This is a genomic window from Bradyrhizobium sp. 930_D9_N1_4 (genome assembly GCF_052076015.1).
Taxonomy (GTDB): domain Bacteria; phylum Pseudomonadota; class Alphaproteobacteria; order Rhizobiales; family Xanthobacteraceae; genus Bradyrhizobium.
The window spans coordinates 1907355-1928530 of sequence record NZ_CP197236.1 but is presented as its reverse complement, the minus strand read 5'-3'; the positions used below and the strand labels follow the sequence as shown (position 1 = coordinate 1928530).

Annotated in this window: 21 protein-coding genes; 9 read left to right on the top strand and 12 right to left on the bottom strand. The window is 63.2% G+C overall.

From position 1 onward, the window contains the following. Positions 1-401 precede the first annotated feature (401 nt). A complete protein-coding gene (locus AB7532_RS08985; protein ID WP_441234443.1) occupies positions 402-872 on the top strand; it encodes a tetratricopeptide repeat protein in 471 nt (156 codons plus the stop codon). Between the two features lie 272 nt (positions 873-1144). Next, on the top strand, positions 1145-1573 hold the full coding sequence (locus AB7532_RS08980) for a hypothetical protein (RefSeq protein WP_441234442.1): 429 nt from the start codon (positions 1145-1147) through the stop codon (positions 1571-1573). An 81-nt stretch (positions 1574-1654) separates the two neighbouring features. Here the strand turns inward: AB7532_RS08980 and AB7532_RS08975 are convergent, their stop codons facing one another. Beyond that, a complete protein-coding gene (locus AB7532_RS08975) occupies positions 1655-1876 on the bottom strand; it encodes a hypothetical protein (RefSeq protein ID WP_441234441.1) in 222 nt (73 codons plus the stop codon). 226 nt (positions 1877-2102) lie between these two features. Then, positions 2103-3080 carry a magnesium transporter CorA family protein gene (locus AB7532_RS08970; protein WP_441234440.1) on the bottom strand — a complete coding sequence of 326 codons (978 nt, stop codon included), beginning with the start codon at positions 3078-3080 and terminating at the stop codon, positions 2103-2105. 443 nt (positions 3081-3523) lie between these two features. Between AB7532_RS08970 and AB7532_RS08965 the strand changes: the two genes are divergently transcribed. Then, complete coding sequence (locus AB7532_RS08965; RefSeq protein ID WP_441234439.1) at positions 3524-4210, top strand: L,D-transpeptidase; 687 nt, start codon at positions 3524-3526, stop codon at positions 4208-4210. A gap of 36 nt (positions 4211-4246) precedes the next feature. Here the strand turns inward: AB7532_RS08965 and AB7532_RS08960 are convergent, their stop codons facing one another. Beyond that, complete coding sequence (locus tag AB7532_RS08960; protein WP_441234438.1) at positions 4247-5362, bottom strand: extensin family protein; 1116 nt, start codon at positions 5360-5362, stop codon at positions 4247-4249. Positions 5363-5427: 65 nt separating this feature from the next. Between AB7532_RS08960 and AB7532_RS08955 the strand changes: the two genes are divergently transcribed. After that, a complete protein-coding gene (locus tag AB7532_RS08955) occupies positions 5428-7056 on the top strand; it encodes a fatty-acid--CoA ligase (protein WP_441234437.1) in 1629 nt (542 codons plus the stop codon). Positions 7057-7291: 235 nt separating this feature from the next. Beyond that, positions 7292-8146, top strand: coding sequence for a DUF1499 domain-containing protein (locus AB7532_RS08950; RefSeq protein WP_441234436.1), 855 nt, complete (start codon positions 7292-7294; stop codon positions 8144-8146). Positions 8147-8153: 7 nt separating this feature from the next. Here AB7532_RS08950 and AB7532_RS08945 read toward each other — a convergent pair whose 3' ends face one another. The 4 genes from AB7532_RS08945 to AB7532_RS08930 form a co-directional block, all read right to left on the bottom strand. Continuing rightward, positions 8154-9077 carry an MBL fold metallo-hydrolase gene (locus tag AB7532_RS08945; protein WP_441234435.1) on the bottom strand — a complete coding sequence of 308 codons (924 nt, stop codon included), beginning with the start codon at positions 9075-9077 and terminating at the stop codon, positions 8154-8156. 164 nt (positions 9078-9241) lie between these two features. Next, complete coding sequence (locus AB7532_RS08940) at positions 9242-10456, bottom strand: acyl-CoA dehydrogenase (protein WP_441234434.1); 1215 nt, start codon at positions 10454-10456, stop codon at positions 9242-9244. A gap of 171 nt (positions 10457-10627) precedes the next feature. Then, the gene (gene ribB / locus AB7532_RS08935; RefSeq protein WP_441234433.1) at positions 10628-11704 is read right to left on the bottom strand and encodes a 3,4-dihydroxy-2-butanone-4-phosphate synthase; all 1077 of its coding nucleotides are present in this window, start codon (positions 11702-11704) and stop codon (positions 10628-10630) included. A gap of 186 nt (positions 11705-11890) precedes the next feature. Then, complete coding sequence (locus AB7532_RS08930) at positions 11891-13621, bottom strand: cation:proton antiporter domain-containing protein (RefSeq protein WP_441234432.1); 1731 nt, start codon at positions 13619-13621, stop codon at positions 11891-11893. Between the two features lie 67 nt (positions 13622-13688). On the opposite strand from AB7532_RS08930, the gene AB7532_RS08925 reads away from it, so the two are divergent. Together AB7532_RS08925 and AB7532_RS08920 are read left to right on the top strand one after the other, a co-directional pair. Further along, entirely contained in the window at positions 13689-14216 is a 528-nt protein-coding gene (locus AB7532_RS08925) for a DUF3124 domain-containing protein (protein ID WP_441239220.1), read from the top strand. 88 nt (positions 14217-14304) lie between these two features. Continuing rightward, positions 14305-15537 carry a PLP-dependent aminotransferase family protein gene (locus AB7532_RS08920; protein WP_441234431.1) on the top strand — a complete coding sequence of 411 codons (1233 nt, stop codon included), beginning with the start codon at positions 14305-14307 and terminating at the stop codon, positions 15535-15537. 4 nt (positions 15538-15541) lie between these two features. Here the strand turns inward: AB7532_RS08920 and AB7532_RS08915 are convergent, their stop codons facing one another. Further along, positions 15542-15814 (bottom strand): helix-turn-helix domain-containing protein, encoded by a 273-nt coding sequence (locus AB7532_RS08915; RefSeq protein WP_270167994.1) that lies wholly within the window; start codon positions 15812-15814, stop codon positions 15542-15544. Positions 15815-15972: 158 nt separating this feature from the next. On the opposite strand from AB7532_RS08915, the gene AB7532_RS08910 reads away from it, so the two are divergent. After that, positions 15973-16425, top strand: a complete 453-nt coding sequence (locus AB7532_RS08910) for a hypothetical protein (protein ID WP_441239219.1) — start codon at positions 15973-15975, stop codon at positions 16423-16425. 95 nt (positions 16426-16520) lie between these two features. Continuing rightward, positions 16521-16745, top strand: a complete 225-nt coding sequence (locus AB7532_RS08905; RefSeq protein ID WP_441234430.1) for a hypothetical protein — start codon at positions 16521-16523, stop codon at positions 16743-16745. A gap of 68 nt (positions 16746-16813) precedes the next feature. Here AB7532_RS08905 and AB7532_RS08900 read toward each other — a convergent pair whose 3' ends face one another. The 4 genes from AB7532_RS08900 to AB7532_RS08885 all read right to left on the bottom strand — a co-directional run bounded on the left by AB7532_RS08900 (position 16814) and on the right by AB7532_RS08885 (position 21119). Then, entirely contained in the window at positions 16814-17632 is an 819-nt protein-coding gene (locus AB7532_RS08900; protein WP_441234429.1) for an aldo/keto reductase, read from the bottom strand. 273 nt (positions 17633-17905) lie between these two features. After that, positions 17906-19471, bottom strand: coding sequence for an alkaline phosphatase D family protein (locus AB7532_RS08895; RefSeq protein ID WP_441234428.1), 1566 nt, complete (start codon positions 19469-19471; stop codon positions 17906-17908). A 118-nt stretch (positions 19472-19589) separates the two neighbouring features. Further along, positions 19590-20009, bottom strand: a complete 420-nt coding sequence (locus AB7532_RS08890) for a hypothetical protein (protein WP_441234427.1) — start codon at positions 20007-20009, stop codon at positions 19590-19592. Positions 20010-20117: 108 nt separating this feature from the next. After that, positions 20118-21119, bottom strand: coding sequence for an NAD(P)H-dependent flavin oxidoreductase (locus AB7532_RS08885; protein WP_441234426.1), 1002 nt, complete (start codon positions 21117-21119; stop codon positions 20118-20120). Positions 21120-21176: the final 57 nt, after the last annotated feature.

The following is a 21176-nucleotide window of genomic DNA, read 5'->3' as shown; positions in this document are numbered from 1 at the left end:
ACCGGGATAGGCGACACATACGTCTTTTCCGAATTTCGGTAAAGCGAAATATTTTCGACCGTGCGGCTTGACATCGACTGTGGCCAAAAAAGCCAAGTGTTTGCCCGACAGGCAAAATGTGACCATTTTTAAACACGGTCAATTCAACCGGAGATTTCACGTTGCATATTTTTTGGTTTACAACCCAAGCCATTGAGGCCCGAACAGTGCATAGTGATGCCGATAGATAAACGCCAGCTCTATGAACAGCTGAGCAAGGGGATGTCATCCTGCAAGGAATTGATTGGAAACGCGAACCAAATATCGAGCGGCTGCAGCGGTCAATTGACCTGCTTGAAACCGATCCAACAAGGGCTGTCTCTGAACTACAAGAACTAGCCGAATCCGGATCGATTGCGAGCATGTGGTATCTGGGGGACGCTTATTCTTACGGGAGACGTATTGCCAAAGATCTTGGCAAAGCAGAACTCTGGTATTCACGTGCTGAAGAAGCTGGCTGGACGCCCGCGTCGTACCTTCTCGGCCGAGCCTTGGAATCGTCTAGTCAGCACGAAGCGGCGTTCAAAGCCTTTTCGCGAGGTTCTCAAAAGGACTATTTGCCCGCGATATACCGCCTCGCTAAATCATACGAGAGCGGTTTGGGAACAAGCAAGAATTTCGAAGAATGTGTGAGGCTGCTTAAATTTGCGACCAGCAGAGGGCACCTGTTCGCTAAGCGGGATCTTGCCGGATTCTATTTCAGGGGATCATTTGGGCCTGCGCGAGTAATATCGGGCTTGTGGCTCCTCACGTCCCTCGCTTTCGACATTGTCCGTCTTACATGTATTCGAGCTTGGAAGAGACCGGAATATGAAGAACGGATTTTAGCCTGACACAAAGCAAACATCCGAGATACGAACTGTTTTGGTAGTCGACGGACCTCACGAATTTCGCGGCGCCATTCTTTCGCAGGGATATTCGAAGGACGGGCACGATCTGCTGTTCTCCGACGTTGCCGATCGCAGCTATCGCGAGGCCAAGCCCGGACCGAAGCCGCGCGGAGATCGCGAGGAAATTAGCGCATTGGACTGGACCACCGAAGTGAACGGTCCAGCACTGTCACGGGTCCGGAGGACGGATCATGCCAATCATGTAGGAGCATCCAATGCTTTGTGTTTTGCAAGTCGAAGGACACAATCTGGAGAATGCCATATCCCAGCATTTCGACGCGTCATTCTATCGCAAAGGTGTCTCGAGGGACGGGCGGCGCGACCAGCTGTTCTATGACGTCGCCGACGCGTCGAATAGATCGGAGCTATTGTTGCATATCCGGCAGTTCATCGACGAGAATAAAGCAGCGTTCGCATACGCGCTTCAACATCCTGAAAACGTTGAAACGATGAACCTGGATATCGGCATCGTGATGGATGGACCACCGGCAAAGTCGATAAGTCTCGATCGCGCGCTTGTTGCGGAATTGGGCAGATACGGGATCTCTGTTTCGGTCTCCGCCTATCAGGGCGAAATTGTCCTGAGCGATACCCCTCGTCCTAAGCGATATCCCCACAAGACAGCGCAGAGCGTGACGCGCTAACAGATCGTCCGAAGAGTGGAAGCAAGGCGATCCAGACAACGCCGCCGCAAGACCTGGATCGCCCGCCCTTCCTTCCGTTGCTCAATCGACTCGAATCCGACGCGACCGTTGTTCGCGCAGCCTGAGAGGGGCCGCGTCGATTGCAGTCGAGCAGTCGTCGTCGTTCTCGCCGTCGAGCATCGGAGCACCACAGTGCCGGCACAGGCGTGCCGACATCGACGCCGCCCTGCCGCTCGACATCGCCTGACGATAGTTCGCCAGATCGATGACGTTGCGGAGCGACGTTATGTGTTTTTCAACCATGGCTGTTCCTCGCGGCTAACATGCTGCTTATCGCAGACAAGTTTCGCGCAAACGTTCAGCCCACTGCTCAAATTTTACCGGAGGAATTGGGGCGGCGCGCACACATCATCGCGCGGCCTCAATCCCGCTCTATTCTGCGACACCACAGGCCGTGTCTCTGCGACCGGCGTAAGGTCTCGGTAGGTATCTTTGCTTGAGCATGATCTCCGCGCCAACGGATCACGCTCTACAGCCACTTCTTCCACTTGAAGATCCAGTACGGAACGATCGCGGCGATCAGCATCAGCACCAGGGCGAACGGATAGCCGTGGGCCCATTCGAGTTCCGGCATGGCCTTGAAGTTCATGCCGTAGATCGAGGCGATCAGCGTTGGCGGCATCAGGACAACGGCCATGACCGAAAACAGCTTGATGATGTTGTTCTGCTCGAGATTGACGACGCCGAGCATGGCGTCGAGCACGAAGGTGATCTTGCTGGAGAGGTAGGAGGCGTGGTCGGTCAGCGAGACGACGTCGCGCTGCATGGTCTTGAGCTGCTCGCGCATGTCCTTCGACCATTTCACGCCTTCCACCACCGCCGAGAGGAAGGCAACGACGCGGCCGATCGAGACCAGGCTCTCGCGAACCTTCGAGGTCAGATCGCCCTTGCGGCCGATCGAGATCAGGATCTGGGAATATTGCTTGGCGTGGCCGTGGCGCTCGCTCTCGGGCTCGAAGATGTCGTGGCTGACCTGGTCGATGTCGGCGCCGCATTTCTCCAGGATGTCGGCGCAGCGATCGATCACCGCGTCGAGAAGCTCCACCAGCACCATCTCCCCGGTGATCGAGGGCGCGCACGAACGGGCCAGCTTGGCCTCGACCAGCGCGAACGGCTTCGGCAGGTCGTAACGCACCGTCACCAGACGGTGGTCGCCCAGAATGAAGGTCACCGCCGTGGTCCGGGGCATGTCGGTATCGGAATGGCACATCAGCGTCGCGGTCATGTAGCGCGCGCTGTTCTCGATATAGAGGCGGCTGGAGATTTCGATCTCCTGCATGTCTTCCCGGGTCGGGATGGCGATGCCCGCCAGCCGTTCAACCGCCTTGTCCTCGGCCGCGGTCGGGTTGACCAGGTCGATCCAGACCGCGTTGTCCGGTAACGCCGCAAGATCCGCGACCACGACCTTCTTGAGGGTGCCCTCGGAGGGTACGAACACAGAAAACATGCATAACTCCAGCAGGGCCTGCGACAGACTGACAGCCCTTAGAGCCTTTCCCGTCCCGATGAAATCGGAACGGAGGCTTCAAGGCTTTTGTTTTGACGCGTTTTCTTGACGCGAACCGGTATCCACTTCGCTCGAAAACGCTCCTAGCGCGATTCTGACAAGTTCAAGATGACAAGCACATTAACGGAGCGTTTGCATTTGTGGCGGCGGCGTGGCCCAACTGTGGCACGGAATCGACAGTTCGGCATCTGGCGCCCGAAAATCGGCCCAGCAACGCAAAACTTGCGGCAGAAAAGCCACAGCTTGGGTCTTGCAGCGCGGGAAAAGCTTCGAAAAGCTGGAATTGTGGCAGATTTCGACGATAATAGGCTCAACCGGAGTCGAGGTTCTTGAGCCTGGCTCAATCTCCGCGAAAGCTTGTTATTGTCGATTGGAACCAAATCATGTCGTCGCTGAAAGTTTTGCTGGGTGTGTTGGCCGCTGGCCTGATGCTGTCGGGCTGCATGCAGGCCACGCGTTACGAGGCGACTGACACCAAAGCCTTCAAGCCGAAGGACAAGGAACTCCTCGCCAAGGTCAGGTACGAGAACACTGCGGTCGCAGAGCCGTTCCGCCGCGCCATCGTCGAGTTCCACCGCAAGGAAACGCCGGGCTCGATCGTCGTCGATTCCGACAACCATTATCTTTACTACGTGCTGGATGGCGGCAAGGCGATCCGCTACGGCATCACCGTCGGCGAAGAAGCCATGGCCTGGTCAGGCATCGCCAAGGTGGGCAGCAAGACCGAGTGGCCGGCCTGGCATCCGACCCCCGGCGAGATCTCGCGCCTGGGCGTGCCGACCTATGTGGCACCGGGTCCGGACAATCCGATGGGCTCCCGCGCGATGTACCTTTATTCGGGCGGCAAGGACACGCTGTTCCGCATCCACGGCACCAACCAGCCGGAATATATCGGCGCGTCGATCTCCTCGGGCTGCATCCGCCTGACCAACGAGGACGCGATCGATCTCTATGATCGCGTGAAGATGGGCACGCTCGTCGTGGTGCTCGAGCCGAAGCACGGCGACTCGCCCTACAATTCGCGCCTCGCGCTCGGCAGCAGCCAGACGGGCCAGGCGGGCAGCAACTGATCGCCTCCTGATCCCAGACCATCAAAAGCGCCGGTTTCACCGGCGCTTTTTTGTTGCCGGCTTGTGCGGCTGGGTCTTGTTGCCGTCGGCCGCCGATTTGTCCGCAGAAGGCTTCTCCGCGGCCTCGTCATCGGCTCCATCCTTTGCCTCAGGCTTGGCTGCAACCTCGCGCGGCGGCGCCTCCTCGGGCCGCATCGCCGGCAGCAGCGGCGCGACCTGCGGCAGGGGATCCCAGACGTTCCACTGGCAGATCCGGTAGTCGTTGCGCCGTTGCGCCAGGTCGAGATGGATGTGGTCCTCGTGGTACCAGTCCGAGCCCGGGCCGAGCACGGTGGAAAAGCGCGCGCAGACCGAGTGCAGCACGCGCTCGCGGACGTCGCGCGACATGCTGCGGTCGGTCAGGCCGATCGACTGCCCGTTGGCGAGCTTGATCGCGCGCACGTCGAGCGCGTTGGCCTTGCCGTGCTCGGACAGCATCGCCCCCACAACACGGTTGCGGCCACGGCATTCGAAACTGTCGAAATTGTCGAGATCGCTGATGGTCGTGCCGAGACTGGTGGCGATCGGCACCATGTCCTTCCGGATCCAGTCGGCGATCGCGGACGCCATGGTGCAGCGGAGGATCGCCGCCGGCTTGACCGCCACCTTGCGCTTGTCCGGCAGCACGATGGCCTCCAGCCGCACCAGGTCCTCGCCGCCACAGGCGCCGGGACCGCGGATGTCAGGAATGGACGGCGCGACCGCGATCTCCTCGGTCAGTGCGAGGCGGCAGGCGGAGAGCTGCTTCTCGGGCGGCGGCGCGGCCTCGGCGGGCTTGCTGGTGTTCGGCTTGTCCGGAGAGGGTTTTGCTTCGGTCTCCGCAGGGGCCTCCTCCGTTGCCTTTGCCGTCGCCTTGGGAGCCTCTTCAGGACGGGGTTTTGGTAGCGGTATCCTGGCCGGGTTGCTGGCGGGATTCCTGGCAGAATGAACCGCCGCATGCGGCCGTGGTGTACCAAGACCAAAGATATCGAGCGGAGAAGCATATTTTCGCGCCTCTGCCGTTTCCGTCAGCACGAGCGTTAGCCCCAGCGCGGCGGTAACCATTGCCGCGCCGGCGGACATATAGCCGCGACAAGACCATTTGCGGCGAAACCCCGGCAGGCTAAAACTCATGACAATTCTTTGGCCCAGCGCTGAGAGCGATAACACGCCCAGCGAATTTTCGGAGGAACGACGGAATGCTTGGTTTGATGCAAGATTGGCCCCTGCTCTGCCACCGGATCATCGAACACGCCGCCAAAATCCATGGCAAGCAGGAGGTCGTCACGCGATCGGTCGAGGGACCGATCCATCGCACCACCTATGGCGAAATCCACAAGCGCGCCCTCAAGGTCTCGCAGGTGCTGGAGCACGACGGCATCAAGCTCGGCGACCGCGTCGCGACGATCGCCTGGAACACCTGGCGCCATCTTGAGGTCTGGTACGGCATCATGGGGATCGGCGCCATCTGCCATACCGTCAATCCCCGCCTTTTCCCCGAGCAGATCGCCTGGATCATCAACCATGCGCAGGACCGCATCGTGATGACCGACCTCACGTTCGTTCCGGTCCTGGAGAAGATCGCCGACAAGCTCACGAGCGTGGAGCGCTACGTCGTGCTCACCGACAAGGCGCACATGCCGCAGACCACGCTGAAGAATGTGGTCGCCTACGAGGACTGGATCGCGGAGGCCGACGGCCAATTCAAATGGAAGGACTTTGACGAGAACACGGCGGCCGCCATGTGCTACACGTCCGGCACCACCGGCGACCCCAAGGGTGTGCTGTATTCGCATCGCTCCAACGTGCTGCACGCGCTGATGGCCAACAATGTCGATGCGCTCGGCACCAGTGCCTCCGAGACAATGCTGCCGGTGGTTCCGCTGTTCCATGCCAACAGCTGGGGCATCGCCTTCTCCGCGCCCTCGCAGGGCACCAAACTGGTGATGCCCGGCGCCAAGCTCGACGGCGCCTCGGTCTATGAGCTGCTCTCGACCGAGAAGGTGACGCACACCGCCGGCGTGCCCACGGTGTGGCTGATGCTGCTCCAGCACATGGCCGCCAACAATCTGAAGCTGCCGGATTTGAAGATGGTGATCTGCGGCGGCTCGGCGATGCCGCGCTCGATGATCAAGGCCTTCCTCGACATGGGCTCGAACGTGCGCCACGCCTGGGGCATGACCGAGATGAGCCCGATCGGCAGCGTCGCGGCGCTGAAGCCGCCGTTCCAGAACGCGACCGGCGATGCCAGGCTCGACGTGCTGCAGATGCAGGGCTATGCGCCCTTCGCGGTGGAGATGAAGATCACCGACGATGCCGGCAAGGAGCTGCCCTGGGACGGTAAGACCTTTGGCCGCCTCAAGGTCTCCGGCCCCGCCGTCGCCAAGGCCTATTACCGCGTCGATGCCAATATCCTCGACGAGGAGGGCTTCTTCGACACCGGCGACGTCGCGACCATCGACGAGGCCGGCTACATGCGGATCACCGACCGCTCCAAGGACGTGATCAAGTCCGGTGGCGAGTGGATTTCCTCGATCGATTTGGAGAACCTCGCGGTCGGCCATCCGGCCGTGGCGGAGGCCGCGGTGATCGGCGTCTTCCACCCCAAATGGGACGAGCGGCCGCTGCTGATCGTGCAGCTCAAGCAGGGCCAGCAGGCCAGCCGCGAGGACATCCTGAAGTTCATGGACGGCAAGATCGCCAAATGGTGGATGCCCGACGACGTCGCCTTCGTCGACGGCATCCCGCATACGGCCACGGGCAAGATCCTGAAGACGGCGTTGCGCGACCAGTTCAAGGAGTACCGCTTCCCGAACGCGGCGGCGTAACACCCGCCTGCTCCACGACGTCATGGCCGGGCAGAGGCGCGTCTTCGCGCTAGATGTCCCGGCCATCCACGCCTTGTTCCGTGGTCCTGAGAACGTGGATGCCCGGGACAAGCCCGGGCATGACGAACCGGGTGTCCGCGGAACTCTTGAATTTGCCCTCGGGCCGTGGTCTCAACGGCCCATCGTCGTGCCAAATCGGCCGGCAGCGTCCCAAAACCCCGGCAGAACCCACCCGATGGCCCGCAGGTTTTCCGCTCCCTACCAGACGGAGCCCGTATCCAGCCTCGCGAACTGGGCGCGTAATCTGGCCGTGTTCGCGGTGGTGGCGGTGGTGGTGTCGATCATCATCGTCCGCTTCGGCTTCCTGGAGCCGAAGCCGGCGCTGGTCACCTTTTTCGGCGGCCTGGCGATCGCAGCACTTTCGATCCTGTTCGGGCTCGCCGGCTTTGCCGCGATCTGGCAAAACGGCTCGCGCGGCATGGCGCGCATCCTGCTCGCCTTCCTGATCGACGGCGCGATCCTCGCCTACCCCGCCTATCTCGGCCTGCAATACCGCAAGCTGCCGGCGATCCACGACATCACCACCGACCCGATCGACCCGCCGCGCTTCGACGCACTGGGGCGTCTGCGCGCCGGCGACGGCGCCAACACCGCTGTCTATGCCGGCCTCTATTCGGCCGAGCAGCAGCGGCAGTTCTATCCCGACATCGAGCCGATCGAACTCGAGATTTCGGTCGACCGCGCCTATGCGATCGCACTCCAGCTCGTCAACAAGCGCAAATGGCTCGTCATCGACGAGCGCGCGCCGCAGCCGCCGCGCCGCATCGGCCGCATCGAGGCGGTGGCGCGCTCGCCGATCATGGGTCTGCGTGAGGATATCTCGATCAGGGTCGTGTCCGACGGCGAGGATTCCCGCGTCGATATCCGCTCGGCTTCGCGCTATTTCGACAGCGATCTCGGCAGCAACGCCGCGCGCGTGACGAAATTCATCGAGGATCTGAACACGGCCGCCGATGCGGATGCGCTGAAGCCGGTGAAGAAGACGCCGGTGACACCGCCGAAGGCGGCGGCGAAGACGGTGAAGAAGTGACGGCGAGCTAGGCGTTCGCCATTCTGTACGATCCACCGATCACGGGATCACCGTCCGTCGCGACCACGCCGCGCGCGACCAGATCCTCCAGATGCGCCAGCACGGAATAGCCGGCGGCCGTCGTCAGGCGCGGGTCGATGCCGATATAGATCGCGCGGACCATGGTCGGGATGTCGGTCTCGCCCTTGACGAGGCGGTGCAGGATCGACGCTTCGCGGGCCTTGCGGTGACGGATCAGGAAGCGGACGAAGCGCTGGCCGTCCGGGATCTCGGGGCCGTGGCCGGAGAAATACAGATCCTCCTCGCGCGCGGCGAGACGGTCCAGCGACTCCATGTAGTCGATCATCGAGCCGTCGGGGGGCGCCACGATCGAGGTCGACCACCCCATGACGTGATCGCCGACGAAGTTGAACTTTCGCTCCGGCCAGGCGAAGGCGAGATGATTGGCGGTGTGGCCGGGCGTCGCCACGGCCTCGAGCCGCCAGCCGTCGCCCTCGACGACGTCGCCATGGGCGATCCTGATATCGGGCACGAAGTCGCGATCGGAGCCCGACTCCGGATTGTGCTTCTCGCTCTCGAAGCGCGGGCGCGAAGCGCGGTGCGGGCCCTCGGCATAAACCGGCGCACCGGTCGCCTGCTTGATCCGCGGCGTGTTCGGCGAATGGTCGCGGTGGGTGTGGGTGACGAAGATGTGGCTCACGGTTTCGCCGCGCACGGCATCGAGCAGCGCCTTCGCATGCGCCTCGTCGTCCGGACCGGGATCGATGATCGCGACGTTGCCGGTGCCTACGATGTAGCTGACCGTGCCGGTGAAGGTGAACGGGCTTGGATTGTTACAGAGCACGCGCCGCACGCCGGGGCGGACTTCCTCGACGATGCCGGCTTTCAGCGGAAAGTTGCGGTTGAACGGGACATCGTCGTTGTCGGACATGGCAATTCCTGTAGCCGCACTCTCTGACGTCATACCCCGCGAAGGCGGGGTAGCCAGTACGCCGCGGCGCCGGTGACGAAGGCGAGGTCTCTGGGATACTGGATCGCCCGCCTTCGCGGGCGATGACAGTGGAGCGAGCTAGCGACGGCAAAAAAACACCGTGACTAGAAGAACGCCTGAATGCCCGTGATCGCACGTCCGAGGATGAGCGCGTGCACGTCGTGGGTGCCCTCGTAGGTGTTGACCGTCTCGAGGTTATGGACGTGGCGCATCACGTGGTATTCGGCCGAGATGCCGTTGCCGCCGTGCATGTCGCGGGCGACGCGGGCGATATCGAGCGACTTGCCGCAATTGTTGCGCTTCATGATCGAGATCATCTCGGGCGCGAACTTGCCTTCGTCCATCAGGCGGCCGACGCGAAGCGAGCCCTGGAGGCCGAGCGCGATCTCGGTCTGCATGTCGGCGAGCTTCTTCTGTATGAGCTGGGTCGCAGCCAGCGGCTTGCCGAACTGCTTGCGGTCGAGCGTGTACTGGCGGGCGCGATGCATGCAGTCCTCGGCGGCGCCGAGCACACCCCAGGAGATGCCGTAGCGGGCGCGGTTGAGGCAGCCGAACGGGCCCTTGAGGCCGGAGACGTTGGGCAGCAGGGCGTCTTCGGGCACCACGACGCCGTCCATCACGACCTCGCCGGTGATGGACGCGCGGAGCGACAGCTTGCCGCCGATCTTCGGCGCGGACAGGCCCTTCATGCCCTTGTCCAGCACGAAACCGCGGATCTGGTTGTCATGCTCGGCCGACTTGGCCCAGACCACGAACACGTCGGCGATCGGCGCGTTCGATATCCACATCTTGCTGCCGGTCAGGCGATAGCCGTCCGAGACTTTCTCGGCGCGGGTCTTCATGCCGGCCGGATCGGAGCCGGCGTCGGGCTCGGTGAGGCCGAAGCAGCCGACCCACTCGCCGCTGGCGAGCTTCGGCAGGTACTTCTTGCGCTGGTTCTCGTCGCCATAAGCGTAGATCGGATACATCACCAGCGAGGACTGCACCGAGTTCATCGAGCGGTAGCCCGAGTCCACCCGCTCGATCTCACGCGCGACGAGGCCGTAGGCGACGTAGCTCGCGTTGGCGCAGCCGTATTCCTCAGGCAGCGTGATGCCGATCAGGCCGAGCTCGCCCATCTCGTTGAAGATCTCGCGATCGGTCTTCTCTTCGAGATAGGCCTTGGTGACGCGCGGCAGCAGCTTGTCCTGCGCGTAGGCGCGCGCGGTGTCACGTACCATGCGCTCATCTTCGGTCAGCTGCTCGTCGAGCAGGAACGGATCGTCCCACTGGAAAGAAGCCGCAGTCGGCTTGTCCTTGGCCTGAGGGCGCGCGGTCATGAAACGTCCTTTCGTCTGGTTCCGTCAAAATTTGCCCGACAAACTAGAGCGCCGCGGCAACAAGTGCAATTGCGTTGCAGATGGATGGTCTGCGTGACTCCCGGGAATGCGCCTCGCGTACCCCTCAACGATGCGGTTCGCGCACCCCGAGCGCACCCTGGAATGACAGCGCTAGCTTTCGAGCTGCTCGTTGGCGACGATCTCGATGCCGAAGCCGGACAGGCCCTTGTAGTCGTGCACCGAGGAGGTGAGATGGCGGATCGAAGAGACGCCGAGATCGCGCAATATCTGCGCGCCGACGCCGACCTCGCGCCACTGGCGGTTGCGGTCGGCCTCCGTCGCGCTCTCATCAGGCAGCGCCGCCACGGGAACACCGGCCGCGCCGTCGCGCAGGTAAACCAGGACGCCACGGCCGGATTTCTTGAAATGCTCCAGCACGGCCGCCATGCGCTTGTGGCCCGTAAAAATGTCCTTGACGATGTTCGGCTTGTGGAAGCGCGTCAGGACGTTCTTGCCGTCGCCGACGCCGTTATAGACGAACGCCACATGGGCGATGGAATCGAACGGCGAGCGGTAGGCATAGCCCTGCAGCGGCCCGATCGGGCTTTCGGTCGTGAAGGTCGAAACCCGCTCGATCAGTTTTTCGCGCGCCTGGCGATAGGCGATCATGTCGGCGATGGTGACATGCTTGAGCTTGTGCTGGGCGGCGAAGCGGGCGACCTGCTCGCCCTTCATCACGCTGCCGTCGTCGTTCATCAGCTCGCTGATGACGCCGACCGGCGGCAGCCCGGAGAGCTTGCAGAGGTCCACCGCGGCCTCGGTATGGCCGGAGCGCAAGAGCACGCCGCCGTCCTTGGCGATCAGCGGGAAGATGTGGCCCGGGCGGGCGAAGTCGTTGGCGCCGGCGTTGGGATTGGACAGCGCGCGGCAGCACGAGGCGCGTTCTTCGGCCGAGATGCCGGTGCCGCCGTCGGGCTTGTAGTCGATCGAGACCGTGAACGCGGTGGTGTGCGCGGAATCGTTATGGGCGACCATCGGGTCGAGCCGCAGGCGGCGCGCGTCTTCAGTGGTGATCGGCGCGCAGACGATGCCGGAGGTGTGGCGGATGATGAACGCCATTTTCTCCGCGGTACACAGCGAGGCAGCGACGATCAGATCGCCCTCGCCCTCGCGATCGTCGTCGTCGGTGACGACCACGAGCTCACCCCGGGCAAAGGCCTGCAAGACTTCCTGGACGCTATCGGGCATTTCCCAATCTCTATCGGTTATGAGCCTGAGGGTTAGCCGGACGCCTTAGCCCGACTTGGGCCGGGGCGCTAGTGTCCTGGACGCAACCGCATATTCCGCGCAACGGACCCGGCAGCGGCAGCCTTGCACCGAAGATACCAAGGATATAGGCGCGGCCCGCGCGTGGGGAAGGCCGCCCGACAGCCTTCAGGGCAGCACTTCGCGCCGCTCGCCGAGCCGCTGATCGAGCTCGGCGCGCTTGTCGGGCAGCAGGCCGGCCTGGGCGGCTTCGATCACGGTAAACAGCTCATGAGCGTCGCTGAGCCGGGTCACCGTGACGTAGCTGGCGCCGGCCGCGTAGAGCTCGGCCACATCCGACAACAGATCCGCCGTGGCCACGATCATGGCGGTCGGGTTGAGGGTGCGGACATGGCGGACCAGCTTCTCGTTGCTGGCGCCCTTCAGAAGCGCATCCGGCACGCTGAGAATGATCATCTCGGACTTGCCGACGCCGGCGTGGAGCAACGTGTCGGCACTGCTGATGTCGCCATAGATCACGTGCAGGCCGCGCGACAGCAGGGTCTGGTAAACATTGGGGTTGAAATCGATCACGGTGATCTGCTCGAGCAGAACCGGCGCCTGCCGCTCGATCTCGGCCAGCAGCGCGCTCGCCGCGCGGAAAAAACCGAGGATGACGATGCGGCGGGCCTCGCCATGGCCGCCCTCGTGCCCCTCCTCGCCATGGCCGCTGCCATGGTCGAGGTCGCGCAGGCCGATCCGCTTCAGGGGGCCGATCGCCCAGCGGGTGATCTCGTCGCTGCGGCTCATCGCGAAGGTCGAAAGCACGGCCAGCACCACGAAGGCGAAAGAAGCCGCGTTCGCCGTCTCGGCTGCGATGTGGCGGCTGGCAACGCCGGTCTGGATCACCACCAGCGAGAACTCGGAGATCTGCGCCAGGTTCAGGGCCGGCAACAGGCTGGCCCGCAGGCCCTGCTTCATCAGATACAACGGGGTGAAGGTGGTGACGAGGCGGCTCACCACCGTGAACGCCGCGATCATCAAGGCAAGCCCGATCACGGAGAGGCCCGGCACCGGAATGGTCATGCCGAGCGCGACGAAGAACAGCGTGATGAAGAAGTCGCGCAGCGTGGTGACCTTGGCGGTGACGTCCAGCGCGTAAGGAAAGGTCGAGAGCGAGACGCCGGCGATCAGGGCGCCCATCTCGCGCGACAGCGACAGCCGTTCCGCAGTCTCGGCGACGAGGAAGCACCAGGCGAGCGCGCCGAGCAGGATCAGCTCGGGGCGGCGGGCGATCTGGTGGAACACACGCGGCAGCACGTAGCGGCTGACCAGCAGCGCAGCGGCGACCAGCACCGCGACGCGGCCGATCGACAGCAGGATGACGCTGACCTCCAGATTGGCGAGGCTTGGCTGCACCGCCAGGAACAGGATGGCGAAGATGTCCTGCAGCACGAGGACGCCGAGCGTGATGCGGCCGGGCAGCGTGTCGAGCTCGCGCTTCTCGTAGAGCACCTTGACGATGATCACGGTGCTCGACAGCGCGCAGGCGACACAGAGATAGACCGCATCGAACTGCCCGCCGCCGAGCGACAGGCCGATGCCGACGAAGAACAGCACCCCGAGCAGGCAGCCGCCGAGCAACTGGCCGCCTGCCGCGAACAGGATCACCTTGCCCGCCCGCACGATCTTCTTCAGGTCGATTTCCAGCCCGATCATGAACAGCATGAAGATCAGGCCGAGCTCGGAGATGACGCTGATCGATTCCTGCGAATGGACCCAGCCGGTGCCGAATGGACCTATGCAAAAGCCGGCGATAAGGTAGGCGAGGATCAGCGGCTGCCGAGAGAAATGGGCGAGCAGGCCCAGCATCCAGGCAAACAGAATACAGAGAGTGATGTCGCGAATGAGTTCGTGCATACCAAATGGGTCCGTTTTGCCGCACCCTAGAGACGGGTTGCGGCGCGGCAAGCGAGCAATTCGTCACATGCAAAAAGGGCTTTTCGCGGCATTGCTGCTATGCCCCCTCGCCTGCGCCATGCCCGCCGCTGCTCAATCCAAGGTCAATATCGAACAAAACTTTGCCGATTCGCTCACCGCACTGCCGAAGGAGGAACTTGCGGTCTCCGGTGGGTTCTACGTGCCCGCCTATTCCAGCGTCGCGATGAGCCAGGGTAAGCTGCGTGTCGACTTCTCGGTGACGCTGAGCGTGCACAACGCCTCCGAGACCCAAGTACTGGTGGTTAAACGCATCGCCTATTTCGACACCGCAGGCAAGCAGGTCGAGACCTACCTGAAGGGTCAGGTCGCGCTGAAGCCGCTCGCCACCGTCTCCATCTTCATCCCGACCGACGACGTGCGCGGCGGGACCGGGGCCAATTTCCTCGTCGACTGGGCCGCAACGGGCGAGATCGCCGAGCCGGTGGTCGAGGCCTTGATGGTTGGCGGCGTCGCCAATGCGCATTACGCTTTCATCAGCCAGGGACGTCCGACCCGGACGGCCGGCAAGAAATAAGGCCCGCCCGATCTGGGTGGCCGAGACAAAACAAGGCGGGCCGGCGCAATGCCGGCTGGCTCAACAAGAAAACAACGAGGAACGCCCCATGACGTCCAGCTTCGATTTCACGCCCCTGTTTCCCGCAGGGCTGCCGGCCCCTTCTGCGCGCTGGACGGGTCTCGCCAAATATAGCTTCGTCGGCGGCAACAATGATTCCGAGCAACTGCCGCTGGACGACCTGATCGAGGCGACCAGCTCCGCCCTGCAACGCGAGGGCCGCTCGCTCGCCACCTACGGGCTGGCGCACGGCCCGCAGGGCTACCTCCCCTTGCGCGAATTCCTGGTGACGAAACTCAAGCGCGATGCCGGCATCAACTGCACGGTCGACGACCTCATGATCGTCTCAGGCTCGCTCCAGGCGCTCGACCTCGTCAACAGCACGTTGCTGACGCGGGGCGACACCGTGATCTTCGAGCAGGACAGCTATCAGGGCTCCCTGACCCGCCTGGCCCGTCTTGGCGTCAACGTCGTCGGCATCCCGCTCGACAAGGACGGCATGCGGATGGACGTGCTGGCCTCGACGCTCGCTGACCTCAAGGGCCGCGGTATCCGTCCCAAATACATCTACACCATCCCGACCGTGCAGAACCCGACCGGCAGCATCATGCCGGAGAGCCGCCGCACTGAGCTGGTGCGGCTCGCGACCGAATACGGCGTGCCGATCTTCGAGGACGATTGCTATGCCGACCTCATCTGGTCCGGGCAGCGGCCGCCGGCGATCCATGCGATGAGCCCGAGCGGCGGGGTGATCCATATCGGCTCGTTCTCGAAGTCGATCGCGCCGGCGCTGCGCGTCGGCTTCATCGTCGCGCCCTGGGATGTGATGTCGCGGATGCTGGCGCTGAAGACGGATGCGGGCTCCGGCGCACTGGAGCAGATGGTGCTTGCCGCCTATTGCAAGCCGCATTTTGCCACCCACGTGCCGGCACTGACGAAGGCGCTACGCACCAAGCTCGACACGCTGATGGAAGCGCTCAACGAGCAGTTCGGCACGGCGGCCGAATTCGAGGAGCCCAAGGGGGGCATCTTCCTCTGGGTCAAGCTGCCCGACCAGGTCGATACGCTGAAGCTGTATCAGGCCGCACTCGCCGCCGGCGTCTCGATCAATCCGGGACCGGAATGGTCGACCAACAAGGGCCATTCCAGCTCGCGTTTGCGGCTATGCTTTGCAAGCCCGTCGCATCAGCAGATCCGCGAGGGCGTCGCTGTGCTGGCCGAGGTCTGCCGCAAGGAATTCGGCGTACCCGCCCGCAGCGCCAATGTGGAGAAGCGGGGCTAAGGCTTCAAGCGGCTTGCGGCTGGCTGCTATGGATCGCGGAGGCCAGCCGCAGCAGCAGCACGATCGAGACATTGCCTTTGCCGGCCTCGATCTGGGCGATGTAGCGCTCGGAAATCCCGGAGCGGCGGGCAAGCTCCCGGCGCGACAGCTCGCAGCGGGCGCGCGAAGACCTCAGGCGCTCGCCCAGCTCGGCCAGAAACGCGGTCTCGGAATATGGCGGCACGGCGCAGCTCCCCGGCAGCACCTCGCCCGCGAAATCCATGACTTGATTCAGCATCGCTCTCACCACGTATCGCCTTCGGGACCGCCATCCTAGCCTCGATGCGACCGGCCTCATTGACGCGGATCAAATTCGCGCGCGAATGGCGGCTGGCGTGGACGGCAGCACGCAGGATGCTAAAATCTGGAATTGTTCGAGGCGGGGTTTTTCAGGACATGACGCGTTGTTTGAGCCGCTGGACCACGGCGGCCGTGCTGTGGGTTGCGTTCACCTCCGTGGCAGGAGCCGAGACGCTCGTTGCAACGGTCGAGCAATGGGGCCTGCTCGGCTCATGGGCGATCGATTGCACCGCCCGGCCCGACCGCGACAAGGGCGCGCTGCTGACTTATGAAATCCGGAAGGACGGAAGGGTGATGTACCGGCGCAATTTCGGCGACGCGAGGGACGAGAACGAGGTGGTGTCGGCCACGGTCAGCGACGACGGCCTGATCAACGTGATGGTGTACTTCCCCTCGCTGCAGCAGACGCGTGAATTCGGCCTGCTGATTTCAAAGCAAGGTAGCTTGCGCGCGATCTACAATCGCAGCGAGCGCGGCGTGTACACGATCAAGGACGGCAAATACGTCGCGACCGGCGCGCTGACACCGGCGCAGCAACGCTGCGATTAACCACCTGAACAGCTGTTCAGAATTCTCCTGCGATTCCTGCGGAACGTTCGCGTCTATGCGATGTTCTCAACTGTATTGAATTGGAGGAGGACATCATGAAGAAACTTGCTTATGTCGTTGCCGCTATCGGTGCGCTCGCAGTGGCGGTCCCGACGCTGGCCAGTGCGCAAACGGTGGTGATCAAGAACGGCCATCATCACGGCTATGGCGCTCGCGCCGAAATGCGCGGCCATCGCGATCATGGCTGGCATCGCGGCTGGCACGGTCGCGACCGGGTCGTGGTGGTCAAGCGTGGTCACCGCCACCACCACTGGGATTGATGCATAACGCAATATGGAAATGGCCCCTCACGGGGCCATTTCTTTTGCGTTCCTGAAACGTCAGCCGACTAATCCCACGCCGGCGCAAAGCCCGGATTGACGCAGCGTCGGTCCTTGGGCAGCGCGGCGATCTTGTTGCGATCGGCGTCGTCGAGCGTGATCTTGAGTGCGTCGAGATTGGCCTGCTGGCTCTCGCGGCGCGACGCCTTCGGAATCGCCGCCACACCGTCCTGATCGAGCAGCCATTTGAGCGCAACTTGCGCTGCGCTCGCATTATGCTTGGCGCCGATCTCGGCCAGCACGGGATCAGAAGCGATACGCCCCTGCGCGAGCGGGCAATAGCCGACGAGAGGAATCGATTTGGCGTTGAGATAGGCCAGCACCTTCGATTGATCGAGCATGGCGTGATATTCGATCTGGTTGCAGGCGATCGGGGCCTTGATGTCCTCGACCACGGTCTTGAGCAGATCAGTCGTGAAATTGGCAACGCCGATCGCCCGCGTACGCCCCTCATCCTTCAGCTTCATCAGGGTCTCGAATACCGCGCCCCAGTTCGCAGCTTTCGACGGCCAGTGCACGAGATAGAGATCGACATGGTCGAGCTTGAGTTTTTTCAGGCTGGTGTCGAAGGCACGGCGGATCGCGTCGGGGCTGAGGTTCTCGTGCCAGACCTTCGTCGTAACGTGCAGCTCGCCGCGCGGCAGACGGGCGGCAGCGAGCGCGGCGCCGATCGGCTCTTCGTTGGCGTACATCTCGGCGGTGTCGATATGGCGATAGCCGATCGACAGCGCGCTCTCGACCGCAGCACGGCAGGCATCGCCCTGCATGCGGAAGGTGCCGAGGCCGAGCTTGGGCATGCTGATGCCCTGTGTCTTTACATAATCCATGAGCTAAACTCCTGACGTATTTCATCCCGCTAAGATGCGCGCCGTGGGGCCACGGGGACGGATTTCTCGATGATGGAAAAGAGATGGCGGGAGCGCTCAGTATAGCGCGGGAGGTGCAGGCCGGCCAATCAAGATCGGGTTAGCATTGTGGCCCTTGACGCCTCCCCACCGTCATGGCCGGGCCCGTCCCGGCCATCCACGCCTCGCCGCACGAAGAACGTGGATGCCCGGGACAAGCCCGGGCATGACGACCGGGGCGCAGAGCTGCCGCTCTCACGAATGCTGCGCCACCACGGCCGGCCGCACCTGCGGCTGCGGCACGATATCGACCGACCAGAGGTCGCGGTCGTCGACGTCCTTCAAGGTCACGGTCATCACGCCGCTCGCGCCGTCGATGTCGACGCGGCCGAAGAACTGGAGGCCGAAGCACGGCGCCAAATTGTCGCCCTGCGCCGCGCTGCAGCCGTTCTGGTACATCGCGACCGGGCCGAAGGTGTCGTCGAGCTCGCCCGGGCCCCAGGAGCCGGCGTGCAGCGGGCCGGAGACGAACTCCCAGAACGGCTCGAAATCCTGAAACTGCGCCTTGTTCGGATCGTAATAATGCGCGGCGGTGTAGTGCATGTCGGCGGTGAGCCAGACGATGTTGCGGATGCCGGCGCGCTTGATGGACGACAGAAGGTCGGCGATCTCGTGCTCGCGCCGGTCAGGCGCGCCGTTGCCGAGCGCGACGGCATCGAGGCTGACCAGACCGATCGGCAGATCCGCCGCAATCACTTTCCAGGTCGCACGCGACGCCGCGAGCTCGCGCTTCAGCCACGCGAGCTGCTCGGCACCGAGAATCCAGCCGCGATGGTCGTCGCCCTTGTTCCAGCTGTTGTCGCGAAAACTGCGCATGTCGATCATGAAGACGTCGAGCAGCGGACCGTAAGCGATCTTGCGATAAACCCGCGCCTGCCGCACACCGATGTCGCGGATCGGCATGAAGTCGAAGAAGGCGCGGCGGGCGCGCGCGACCAGACGGGGTGTGCCGTCGTCTTCGTAACCAGTCTCGTCGAAGCTGCCGGCCGGTGACCAGTCGTTGGTGACCTCGTGGTCGTCCCACTGGGCGAACATCGGCACCTCCGCGTGGAACGCGCGAAAATGTTCGTCGAGATGGTTGTATTTGTAGTTGCCACGAAACTGCGCCAGCGAGTGCGCGACCTCGGACTTCTCCTCCGTGACGACATTGCGCCAGGTCTCGCCGTTCGGCAGCTTCTGCTCGGAAGGGATCGTGCAGTCCGCGTAGATGTGGTCGCCGGAGTGGATGAAGAAATCCGGGTGGTTGTCGAGCATGGTGCGATAGCTGCGATAACCTCCGCGCGAGATGTCGATGCCCCAGCCCTGCCCCGCGACGTCGCCCGACCACACGAACGAGATCGATTTACCCGCTGCCGGCGCGGTGCGGAAATGACCGGTGCGGCTTTCGCCGGCAAGACCGCTCGCGATGTCATCGAAGCGCACGCGATAGAAGATGTCCTGCCCGGGTGGCAGATCGTCGAGCTGCAGCTTCGCGGTGAAATCGGCATCGGGCAGAGCATCACGCGAGGCCTGCGCAATGATGGTCTTGAAGCTCTCGACAGTCGAATATTCCACCTGCATCCGCGCGGGCCGGTCGGCGCGGGCCCAGATCACCGCAGAGCCATCGGAGACATCGCCGGACTGAATGCCGCCCGAGATTTGCGGACGATCGGCGGCCCGGCTGAGGTGAGGCTTCGCGAGCCCGGCAACGGCGAGACTGGACGCGAAGCGGACCAGGAATTGTCGTCGGGTCCATGCGCGCGAGTCGCGGAGCAATGCCATTCAGGAAACCTTCGTCGAATCGCGACGGAAGGTGCCTGCGTCGTTTGACTGCTACCCTGACGGTTTCTTGACTCCACGCCTACCGTTTTACGACGCGGAGATGACGGGTGCTGAAAGGCTAGTGCTTCCAGTTGCAAATACCGCCGGAGCGGCACGGCCAGGTCTGGATACGGGTATCCATCGCCTGCGCGTCGAGTGGATTGCCATGACGATGCGCGAGCCTGGTGCGCGCAGCACCGCGCGGCTGGGCGCTCTTCGTGTGCGCGGCCTTCGGCTCGGACACGCGCACGCGTTCGGCCGCGACCTTCTTCGGTACGTCGACCGGCTCGGCACGGGCCTGCGCCTCGTTGCCGCCCTTCGCCTCCAACGCGATCGGTGCAAATTGCGTCTCGGGCCCGAGCCGCTTCGGCGACAGGACAGCCTTGGACAGATCGAGACCGAGATATTCACCGGGCTTGTAGTCGTCAGCACGTGCGAGACCGCCCCATGCGAGCACGAGGGCGGCGGCAACAGCAAAATGAACGTTCTTCAGGACCACGGACGCCTCCTGAAATTGATTATCAAAGGGGTATTTTATCCCTATTTAGGAGGCGTCGCGCGGAATTCCAGCAGTCAGTTCCCGCATTGGTTAAGAAGTTTGGCGGTGTCAGGCGACCTTTTTCGCCGCCCCCGCTCCATCCAGGAACCCCATCAGGCGGCTGCGGATGATCTGATCCGCCTCGGCCATGATGCGATCGACCAGTTCCTTGCAGGAGGGGATGTCGTGGATGAGGCCGGCGACCATGCCGCAGCTCCAGGCGCCTGCGTCCATCTGGCCGTCCAGCATGATCCTGGGATAGACGCCCGCGACCTGGTCGTGGATGTCGTCGATCTTGAGCTTATCGCCTTTCTCGCGTTCGATCTCGATAAGGCGATCGACATTGGCGTTCTTCAGCACGCGCTCGGTGTTGCGCAGGCTACGCATGATCAGGCGGGTGTCGAGCTCGCTGGCGGCGACCAGCGCGTTCTTCACGTTCTGGTGGACAGGAGCCTCCTTGGTGGCGATGAAGCGCGTGCCCATGTTCATGCCGGCCGCGCCCAGCGACAGCGCCGCAACGAGGCTGCGACCATCGGCCATGCCACCGGAAGCGACGAACGGGATCTTCAACTCCTCCGCCGCGCGCGGCAGCAGGATCATGTTCGGAATGTCGTCCTCGCCGGGATGGCCGCCGCACTCGAAGCCGTCGACGCTGACGGCGTCGCAGCCGATGCGCTCCGCCTTCAGCGAGTGGCGCACGGAGGTACATTTGTGGATGACCTTGATGTCGGCAGCCTTCAGCGCAGGCATGTAGGCTTCCGGGCTGCGGCCCGCGGTCTCGACCGCCGTGATGCCGCCTTCGACGATGGCCGCGATGTATTCCGGATAAGGCGGCGCTGCGAAGGTCGGCAGGAAGGTGAGGTTCACGCCGAACGGCTTGTCGGTCATGTCGCGACAGCGCGCGATTTCCTTCGCGAGCAATTCCGGCGTCTTCTGTGTGAGACCGGTGATGATGCCGAGCCCGCCGGCATTGGAGACGGCAGCCGCCAGCTCGGCAAAGCCGACGAAATGCATGCCGCCCTGGATGATGGGGTGCTCGATGCCGAACAGTTCGGTGATCGCGGTCTTCACGTCAGTTCTCCTCCCGGAATTTTGCTTGCGTTGGCTTCAGTCTAGCCGGACTTCGGC